Source organism: Brachybacterium nesterenkovii (genome assembly GCF_900163655.1).
GTDB lineage: Bacteria > Actinomycetota > Actinomycetes > Actinomycetales > Dermabacteraceae > Brachybacterium > Brachybacterium nesterenkovii.
This window is the reverse complement of sequence record NZ_FWFG01000010.1, coordinates 40,285-48,549: the sequence shown is the minus strand read 5'-3', so window position 1 is coordinate 48,549 and position 8,265 is coordinate 40,285. Positions and strand designations below refer to the sequence as shown.

Genomic DNA, 8,265 nt, shown 5'->3' with positions numbered 1-8,265 from the left:
CATACGAGATTACTACGCGTCTCGTGGGCTCGGAGATGGGTATAAGCGACTGGTCCAGGTGGGGTGGGGCGTCCTCGCCTCGTAGACTTCAACTCTAGTGGCCGTCCGCGCACCCGACGCACGGAGGCCCCGGAGCCCGGAGAGTCCGCGCGCCGCACCGAGGGAGGACCGATGACCCCCACCGTGCGGGCGCCCCTCGGTGCCGTCCTCGCGCTCGTGCTCGCGCTCGTGTCGCTCGTGGGCCCCCTCGCCCCGTCGGCGATGCTCGTCGCGACCCTCGCGGTCGTGGTGCTCACCGCGATCGGCTGGCCCTCTCTGCTCGAGCTCGACTCCCCGCTGGGGACCCGGATCGTCATGATCCTCGCGGGCACCGCAAGCGCGGTGCTCGGACTGCTCACCCCCGGGGCGCTGTCCTCGACGGAGTCGATCGCCGCGGCCTGCGCGCTCGGGATCGTCGGCTCCTTCGCCCATCAGATGCTGCGCCGCGACCGCACCGGCCTCACCGCCTCCCTCACCGCCACCGTGGCCGGCTCCGTGCTGACGGCGCTCGCGGGCTGCTGGGTGCGGGCGCAGATGGACGCGACGAGGCTCGGCGAGGGCCCGTCGCTCGTGACGGCCGGCGCCCTGGGGCTGGCCGTCGCGCTCCTGCTGCTCGCGCTGCCGCTGCGCGGAGCCGTCACGGTTCCGCTCGCGATCCTCGCCTCCGCGGCCACCTGCGCCGCGGTCTCCGCGGCGATGCCCGCCGTCGTCCCCGGCGCCGGCCCGCTCGGCCCGGTGCCGGCCCTGCTCGTCGGGGCCGCGATCGGCGTCGGCGCCGCGAGCTCCCACGCGCTGCTGGGGTCTGCGCTCGCGGCCCGCCGCAGCGTGCCCTCCCTCGCGGTGGGAGCGGCCCCCGTCGCGACCGCCGGGGTGATCGTCCTGCTGGCGCTGCGGGTGGTCGCGCACCTGTTGGGCTGAGGCCGCGCCGGTTAGGATCGGGGCCATGAGCGCCATGTCGATCTTCTTCCTCGTCCTCGTCGCCCTCGTGGGCCTGGGCACCGCCGCCTTCGCCGTCCTGGTCATCTCCCGCCTGTTCACCCGGGGCTGATCCATGCCGATCACGCTGGACGCGGACCTCCACCCCTCCCTGTACCCGCTCGCCTGGCTCGTGGGCTCCTGGCGCGGCACCGGCGCCGTGCAGCTGTCCGCCGAGGACGGCGAGGGGCAGGGCCGCCGCATCGAGCAGGAGCTGAGCGCCCGCGACGCCGGGGACGGCACGCTCGCATGGTCCATGCGCACCTGGGTGCTGGACGCTCCCCCGCCGCTGCCGCCCACCTCCGTGTTCGCGAACGGCCCGGCCGATCCGGAGGCGGAGGACGCCGCGGATCGGAGCGCCGATGACGCCGCGCTCGAGCGCCGCCTGCTGATCTCCGAGAAGGGCACGTGGCGCGTGCTGGGCCCCGTGCCCGGCCAGGACCTCGAGGCGGCCGCGGCCGCGAAGCCCGGCTCCCCCGCCGCGATCGTCTCCTATCAGCTCGAGGCGCGCATCGAGGACGACCGGGGCACCGTCGAGGTCTTCGCCGGTGAGGTGCGCGGACCGCGCATCCAGCTCGCCGCGGACCATGTGGGCCGGACCGGTCCCCATCCGGGCCACGAGCGCACCACGCGCATGTTCGGTCTCGTCGGCGGTCGCCTCATGTGGCTCATCGACCGCGCCGCCGAGGGTGAGCCGCTGACGACATGGATGTCCGCGGAGCTCGACCGTGCCTGAGAACAGCGCGCCTGAGAGCGATGCCGCCCGTGCTGTGAGCCCGCTGCTGCGCACCGACGCCGTCCACCTGCCCGGCCCCGACGCCGCCGTGCCCGCGCACTACGGGGCGCTGCTGCGCGAGCAGCGGCGCCTTATGGCCGGACGCTCCGTCGTCGATATGGGCCAGCTGGAGATCCTGCAGGTCTCCGGCGCCGACCACCGCTCGTGGATGACCACGGTGACCTCGCAGGTGCTCGACGCCCTGGCGCCCGGGGACTCGAGCGCGCTCGCGGTGCTGTCCCCGCAGGGCCGGGTGGAGCATCTGGCCGCCGTGGCCGTGCCCGCCGACGGCTCGCTGCTGCTGATCTGCGACCCCGGGACGCGCGCGGGACTGCGCGGGTACCTCGAGCGCATGCGTTTCGCCGCCCGGGTGGAGCTGGTCGATCGTGACGACCTGCGGGTTCTCGGTGCCGTGGCCCCGGCCGCAGGAGTGCTGGCCGACGCCGGGCTGCTGCTGCCCGCCCCCGTGGCCGTCTGGACCGAGCACCACCCCACGGTCATGCCCGGTGGCGTCGCCTATGGGCCCGACCCCGAGGATCCCACCCCCTGGACCCTCGCCGTCTGCGAGGCGCCCGCGCTCGAGGCGCTCGCGTGGCGGCCCGAGCACCTCGCGGGCATGCTCGCCGCGGAGGCGCTGCGCGTGGCCTCGCACCGCGTGCGCCAGGTGCTCGAGATCGACGAGCGCACCATCCCCCACGAGGTGGACCTGCTGCGCACCGCGGTGCACACCGCCAAGGGCTGCTACCGCGGCCAGGAGACCGTGGCCAAGGTGCTGAACCTGGGCCAGCCGCCGCGGCGCATGGTGATGCTGCACCTCGACGGCTCGCAGGACGTCGCCGCGACGGCGGGCGCGCGGGTGCTCCTGGGGGCCAAGGACGTGGGCGTCGTGACCACCGGCGCGGTGCACGCGGACCTGGGACCGATCGCGCTGGCGATGGTCAAGCGGGCCGTGCCGCTGGATGCCGAGCTGGCCGTCGCCGTGCCGCTCGGCGGCGGGGACGACCAGGCCGAGACGGAGACCGCAGAGGCGGCGACCGTCGAGGTCATCGCCGCGCAGGAGCCGATCGTCGTGGCGCGCGACCACGGCCAGCGGCCGCCGACGGCGCGACTGTAGGCGACTCCCCCCCACCCTCATCCGCCTGGGGGATGATGGACCCATGAGCGACAGCGGATCCGAGCAGGCCTGGCGCGTCCAGCGCGCCGAGGTGGTGCGGGCCCAGCAGGAGGCCCTCGAGGCCGCCCGCCGGGCCGAGCACGAGAAGGCGACCGCGATCCTGCGCGAGGCGGTCGACGGCTTCTATGCCGCGGGCATCGAGCCCGTGCCGCTGCGCGCCCGCCCCGACACCGGACGCGGCACCGTCCGCACCTCGCTGACGGGCTGGTACCTGAAGAAGGACCGCACCATCGCGATCGACACCGACGCCCGCTTCTACGTCATGCGCGTGCCCGGAGGCCTCGGCGCGCGCCTGCGGGGCGCCGACCCGGAGCCCTCCGAGGCCCCGCTCGTGGTGGGCCGCGGGGCCCGTGACGGCGAGACCTTCGACCTGCGCGAGCTGCTGGAGATGCGGCTCGCGGACCCGGTGGCGCCATGAGCCTCGCCGCCCACGACTCCCACCGCGTCCAGCGCGCCCGGGCGCTGGCCCGCGACCGCATCCGCACCGGGTACGCGCGCTCTCGGTCCGGGACCATCGCGATCGCGCGCGTCGCCGCCTCCGCCGCCCTGGCCTACGGCATCTCCCACTACGCGTGGGGCCACCAGTTCCCCTTCTTCTCGGCGATCGCCGCCTACGTGGTCGTCGGCTTCACCGTCGAGAAGAAGATGCGCAAGATGTTCGAGATGTCGGCGGGAGTGCTCATCGGCGTCCTCCTCGGCGAGCTCGCGCGCATCACCATCGGCAGCGGCGTCTGGCAGGTGGCCGTGGTCATCTTCACCGCCGCGATGATCGCCCGCTTCATCGACTCCGGCGTCATGTTCGCCATGCAGTGCGGCATCCAGTCGATGCTGGTCATGGTCATGCCCGCCTCCCCGATGATGTCCCCGGGCACCCGCTTCGTCGACGCGGTCACGGGCGTGGCCGTCGGCATCGGCGTCTACCTCCTGCTGTCCGGCGACCCGCGCAAGCCGCAGCGACGCGCCGCCGACCGCTTCTTCACCGAGCTCGAGGACGCCCTCGGAGCGCTCGCCCTGGCCGCCCGCTCCGGGGACCGCGAGGTCGCGCGCGCGGCGCTGAAGGACCTGCGCCACTCCTCCCAGCGCCTCACCGACCAGTGGGCGCTGGCCAACGACGCCGCCGACGAGGTCGCCACCTACTCGCCGCGCGGGCTCCGGCACGCCGACTCCGTCGGGCGCCTCGAGCGCCTGCTCGTGGGCTCCGACCGCGCCATGCGCAACGCCCGCGTGCTGGCGCGCAACCTGATCCACTTCCTCGGCGCCTCCCCCGGCGTCACCTACCCCTCCCTCGCCGATGCCCTCATCGCCGGGCAGGAGGCCGTGGCCGCCCTGCACGCCGCAGCGATGGACGACGACGTCGACTTCACCGCGGCACGGCGCCTGCTGCGCCGCTTCTGCGGCTACCTCACTCCCGAGACGCTGCTGGTGACCGCCGATGGGACCGCGCCCGGCCGCAGCGCCCACTTCCAGGGGGTCACCCTCGTGATCCAGCTGCGCTCGCTCGCGATCGACCTGCTGCAGGCCACCGGGCTGGAGTACGACGAGGCCCAGCGATTCCTGCCGAGCCTGCTGGTGGCGGGTGACGGCGACGTAATCGGCCCCCGCCCCGTGACGCGGGAGATGCAGGCGCTCGAGCCGCCCGCGACCACCGAGGCCCTCGAGATGCTCATCGTCGACCGCACCGACCCCGACCGCCGGGGCTGACCACGTCCCCAGGGTCGGCCCGGCGGGCCGTGCAGGCGGTGCGGGCGGTACGGGCCTCTCAGCTCAGGGCACGTCGCGCCGGGCGAAGCGGAGGGCGCCGAGCACGACGGCCGCCGCGGCCAGCACCGCCTCGAGCGCGACCGCACCCCAGACCGGGTCGTCCACCGGGACCGTCCCGACCGCGCTCAGCGGCGCCGTGTCGATGAGGACATCGGGAAGGTCCAGGCCCGGGCCCAGGAACAGGATCGCGGCGGAGGCGCCGAGCAGGGCCCACGCCGGCCACGGCGAGCCCCCCGTCGCGCCCGTCCACGCGGCCGCGAGCGCGACCAGCAGCAGCGTCGGGGCCAGCAGCACGGCCGTGGCCAGGATCGTGTCCGGGACCGAGAAGGCGTCGAGCTTGCCCGCATCCCCCTGCAGGGCGCCCCAGCCGGTCGCCGCGTACACGAGTCCCGCGGCGATCAGGATCCCTGCGGCACCGGCGAGGGCCACGCCCACCGAGGCCGACCACAGCCTCACCCGTCCGACGGGCCGGGAGAGCGTGAGGGCCAGGCGCTCGGAGTCCTCCTCCTCGGCGAGCGCCCCGATGCGGCCGATGCCGGCCGAGGCCGCCAGGAGGGCGCTGAAGGCCATCGTCATGTTCGTGACGGCCGACGCGTCGGCCTCCATCCCCATGAGCTCCAGCATCGCCTCGGACTGCTGGAGGGCGCCGATCCACGCCGGCAGCTGCGAGCCCATCAGCGCGGCCAGGGCGACGACGCCGAGCAGCCAGCCCAGCAGCGACCCGCGAGCCAGGCGCCAGGCCAGGCCGAGCGGGGTCCCGAGGCGGCGGGGAGCGGAGACGGGGCCGGGGCGCGCGGCGATGAGCCCGGCGCCCAGATCCCGGCGCCCGCGGAGGACGACCGCGAGCAGGTGCAGGCCCAGGGCCGCGGCGGCGAGCACCAGCAGCGGGGCCCAGCGCATGTGCGCGAACGGGGCGACGGCATCGAACCAGCCGACGGGGGTGATCCAGCTGAGCCCCACGGCGTCATCGCCCGCGGTCACGCCGCGGCCGGCGCCGTTGACGCCCACCCGCACCAGGTAGGCGAGCGCGACGACGGCCAGGCCGGTCATGCGGGCCGAGCGGGCGTCCCGCGCGAGCTCCGCGACGACGAAGCCGACGCCCGAAAACAGCAGTCCGTAGGCGGCGAGCGCGAGCCCGTAGCCGAGCGCACCGCCGTCGGCGGGGCCCGCGATGCCGTCCTCCGCGCCGATGAGCGGCACGCCGACGAGGGTCATCGCGCCGACGACGAGGGCTGCGAGCAGCAGGAGCGAGGCGGTGACCGGGGCGAACGCGCCGAGCAGCGGGGCGCGGTGGGCGACGGGGCGGGCCGTCACCAGCTCCGTGCGCCCGGCGTCCTCCTCGGCGCGCGTCGAGGCGACCGCGAGCATCACCCCGGCGATCGCCACGGCCGGCAGCACCATGATCGCGAGCTCGTTGGCGATCATCCCGCCGAGCTGGGCGAGCCCGCCGGAGGCGCCGCCGAGCGCGGTCATCACATCGGCCATCTCCAGCGCCGCGGCGTAGGCGGCGCGGGAGGCGGGCTCCGCGTAGAACTCGTCGATCGAGACGGCCGTCATCACCGCGAGCGCCGCCATCGCCAGCGGCCAGGCCAGCAGGCGCATCCGCCCGCTGCGGGCGAGCGCCAGGGCGCAGCGCAGGGTGCCCGTCATCGCGCAGCCCCGTCGTCCGCCGCGGCTCCCGCGTAGTGCTCGAGGAACAGCTCATCCAGCGAGGGCGGGCGCACCACGAGGGACAGCGGGTCGGCGGCGGCGACCGCGCCGACGGCGGCGGCCACCCGCTCGCGCTCGACCTTCGCGGTCAGGTGGATGCCGCTGGCATCGGCGACGGCCTCGGCCCCGTCGATCCGCTCGACCAGCGCCCGGACCGCCTCCTCGTCGGCGAACGTCGCGCTGATCGTCGTGGTGGTGGCGCGGCGCAGGTCCTCGAGGGAGCCCGCGGAGATGGTGCGGCCGGACCGCAGGATCGTCACGTGCGAGCACAGCGACTCGACCTCATCGAGGATGTGGCTGGACAGCAGCACCGTGGCGCCGCGGTCGGCGAGCTCCCGCACGGCCTGCTGGAACGTGACCTCCATGAGCGGGTCCAGGCCCGAGGTGGGCTCGTCGAAGACGTACAGGTCCACATCCAGCGCCAGGGCCGCGACGAGGGCGACCTTCTGGCGGTTGCCCTTGGAGTAGGTGCGGGCCCTCTTGGACAGGTCCAGGTCGAAGGCCTCGACGAGGCGGTCGCGCCGGGCGCGGTCCTCGCGGCCATGGAAGCCCGCGAGGAGGTCCAGGCACTGGCCGCCCGTGAGCGAGGGCCACAGCGAGACGTCGCCGGGCACGTAGGCGAGGCGGTGGTGGATGGCGACCGCGTCGCGCCGCGGGTCCATGCCCAGCACCTCGAGCTCGCCGGAGGTGAGGGAGATCTGGCCCAGGATCGCGCGGATCGTGGTGGACTTGCCCGCCCCGTTGGGGCCGAGGAAGCCGTGGACCTGGCCGCGTTCGACGGTGAGATCGGCGCCGTCGAGGGCGATGGCGCGGCCGAAGCGCTTGACGAGGCGCTCGGCGCGGATGATCGGCAGGTCGGTCATGACAGGCTCCCGGAATCGGTGTCGGTGGCGGTGTCGGTGGCGGGGTTCGCGGACGAGGACGCGGGGCCGAGGAGGTCGTCGAGCACGCCCCGCAGCAGGCGGGCCTGGCGGGCGTCCCCAGCGACGAGCGTCATGAAGCCCTGCAGGATGCGCGCCCCGGTGCGCGAGCGCAGCGCCCAGGCGGGCAGCAGCGCGACGGTGTCGGCGGTCAGCGCCGGGTTCTCGCGGGACCAGCGACGGATCAGCTCCCGCAGCTCTGTGACGAGCCCGTCGGCCGTCTCGGGATCCTCGCGCGGGATCCGTGCATAGGCCGTGTAGAACTCGACGACGCGGTCCACGTCGTGCTCGGTCAGGCGCTCCATCACCGGAGCCAGCTGCGCCGGAGAGGCGAGCATGCCGCGCTGGGCGAACATCTCCCCGATGCGCCGCTCCTTGTCGAGGGCCGCGATGGCGTCGGGGTCGGTGAGGCGGGCCGTGACCCGGTCGTAGAACGCCGAGAACGACGGGGGCAGCGGCGAGAACTCCCGCCCCTCCTCGGCCATCGTCATGAGGGCGTCGATGCGCTCACGCTGCTCCGTGAGCTCGGCCAGGCGCTCGTCGAGGGTGCGTGCGGTCGCGCGCAGCTCGCGCAGGGTGCGCTCGCCGCCCCCATCCGTCTCCGTCGCCTCGTCCGACGCCAGGATCTGCGCGACCGCGTCGAGGGGCACGCCCGCGTCGGCGAGCCAGCGGATGCGCAGGATCCGGGCGACATGGTCGAGCCCGTAGTCCCGCCGCCCGCCACGATGCCCGGGAATGGGCAGCAGGCCGATCTGGTGGTAGTAGCGGATGGTGCGCACCGTGGTGCCGGTGAGCTCCGCGCATTCCGAGATCCTCATGGGCACAGTCGAGCATGTGACGTGACGTCGCAGTCAACAGCCGCGCCGGAGGGGATGCCAGGACGCCGCAGGGCCCGCCGGTAGCATCGCCCT

At 74.8% G+C, this 8,265-nt stretch carries 8 protein-coding genes; 5 read left to right on the top strand and 3 right to left on the bottom strand.

All coding sequences use genetic code 11. The annotated features are described in order from the left end of the window. The first annotated feature begins 171 nt into the window (after window positions 1–171). The 5 genes from FM110_RS00915 to FM110_RS00890 all read left to right on the top strand — a co-directional run bounded on the left by FM110_RS00915 (window position 172) and on the right by FM110_RS00890 (window position 4,664). Window positions 172–957, top strand: coding sequence for a hypothetical protein (locus FM110_RS00915; RefSeq protein WP_087101785.1), 786 nt, complete (start codon window positions 172–174; stop codon window positions 955–957). A 133-nt stretch (window positions 958–1,090) separates the two neighbouring features. Beyond that, window positions 1,091–1,750 (top strand): FABP family protein, encoded by a 660-nt coding sequence (locus FM110_RS00905; RefSeq protein ID WP_087101782.1) that lies wholly within the window; start codon window positions 1,091–1,093, stop codon window positions 1,748–1,750. Then, window positions 1,743–2,903: a CAF17-like 4Fe-4S cluster assembly/insertion protein YgfZ gene (gene ygfZ, locus FM110_RS00900; RefSeq protein ID WP_087101779.1), complete on the top strand. Its 1,161-nt coding sequence runs from the start codon at window positions 1,743–1,745 to the stop codon at window positions 2,901–2,903. The genes FM110_RS00905 and ygfZ overlap by 8 nt, the downstream gene beginning before the upstream one ends. 43 nt (window positions 2,904–2,946) lie before the next feature. Next, on the top strand, window positions 2,947–3,381 hold the full coding sequence (locus FM110_RS00895) for a hypothetical protein (protein WP_087101777.1): 435 nt from the start codon (window positions 2,947–2,949) through the stop codon (window positions 3,379–3,381). Next, window positions 3,378–4,664, top strand: coding sequence for an FUSC family protein (locus FM110_RS00890; protein ID WP_087101775.1), 1,287 nt, complete (start codon window positions 3,378–3,380; stop codon window positions 4,662–4,664). Before FM110_RS00895 ends, FM110_RS00890 begins: the two co-directional genes overlap by 4 nt. Before the next feature lie 63 nt (window positions 4,665–4,727). On the opposite strand, the gene FM110_RS00885 is transcribed toward FM110_RS00890, so the two are convergent. The 3 genes from FM110_RS00885 to FM110_RS00875 are packed head-to-tail and all read right to left on the bottom strand — an operon-like array spanning window position 4,728 to window position 8,172. Next, window positions 4,728–6,374: a hypothetical protein gene (locus FM110_RS00885; RefSeq protein WP_087101773.1), complete on the bottom strand. Its 1,647-nt coding sequence runs from the start codon at window positions 6,372–6,374 to the stop codon at window positions 4,728–4,730. Next, window positions 6,371–7,297 carry an ABC transporter ATP-binding protein gene (locus tag FM110_RS00880; protein ID WP_087101771.1) on the bottom strand — a complete coding sequence of 309 codons (927 nt, stop codon included), beginning with the start codon at window positions 7,295–7,297 and terminating at the stop codon, window positions 6,371–6,373. Before FM110_RS00880 ends, FM110_RS00885 begins: the two co-directional genes overlap by 4 nt. Then, window positions 7,294–8,172 carry a MerR family transcriptional regulator gene (locus FM110_RS00875; RefSeq protein WP_087101769.1) on the bottom strand — a complete coding sequence of 293 codons (879 nt, stop codon included), beginning with the start codon at window positions 8,170–8,172 and terminating at the stop codon, window positions 7,294–7,296. The genes FM110_RS00880 and FM110_RS00875 overlap by 4 nt, the downstream gene beginning before the upstream one ends. Window positions 8,173–8,265: the final 93 nt, after the last annotated feature.

What these genes read in the sequence shown, in the direction of transcription:
- FM110_RS00875 (WP_087101769.1), bottom strand. Translation starts at nt 8,172, where the DNA reads ATGAGGATCTCGGAATGCGCGGAGCTCACCGGCACCACGGTGCGCACC.
- FM110_RS00915 (WP_087101785.1), top strand. Translation starts at nt 172, where the DNA reads ATGACCCCCACCGTGCGGGCGCCCCTCGGTGCCGTCCTCGCGCTCGTG.
- FM110_RS00890 (WP_087101775.1), top strand. Translation starts at nt 3,378, where the DNA reads ATGAGCCTCGCCGCCCACGACTCCCACCGCGTCCAGCGCGCCCGGGCG.
- FM110_RS00905 (WP_087101782.1), top strand. Translation starts at nt 1,091, where the DNA reads ATGCCGATCACGCTGGACGCGGACCTCCACCCCTCCCTGTACCCGCTC.
- FM110_RS00880 (WP_087101771.1), bottom strand. Translation starts at nt 7,297, where the DNA reads ATGACCGACCTGCCGATCATCCGCGCCGAGCGCCTCGTCAAGCGCTTC.
- FM110_RS00895 (WP_087101777.1), top strand. Translation starts at nt 2,947, where the DNA reads ATGAGCGACAGCGGATCCGAGCAGGCCTGGCGCGTCCAGCGCGCCGAG.
- FM110_RS00885 (WP_087101773.1), bottom strand. Translation starts at nt 6,374, where the DNA reads ATGACGGGCACCCTGCGCTGCGCCCTGGCGCTCGCCCGCAGCGGGCGG.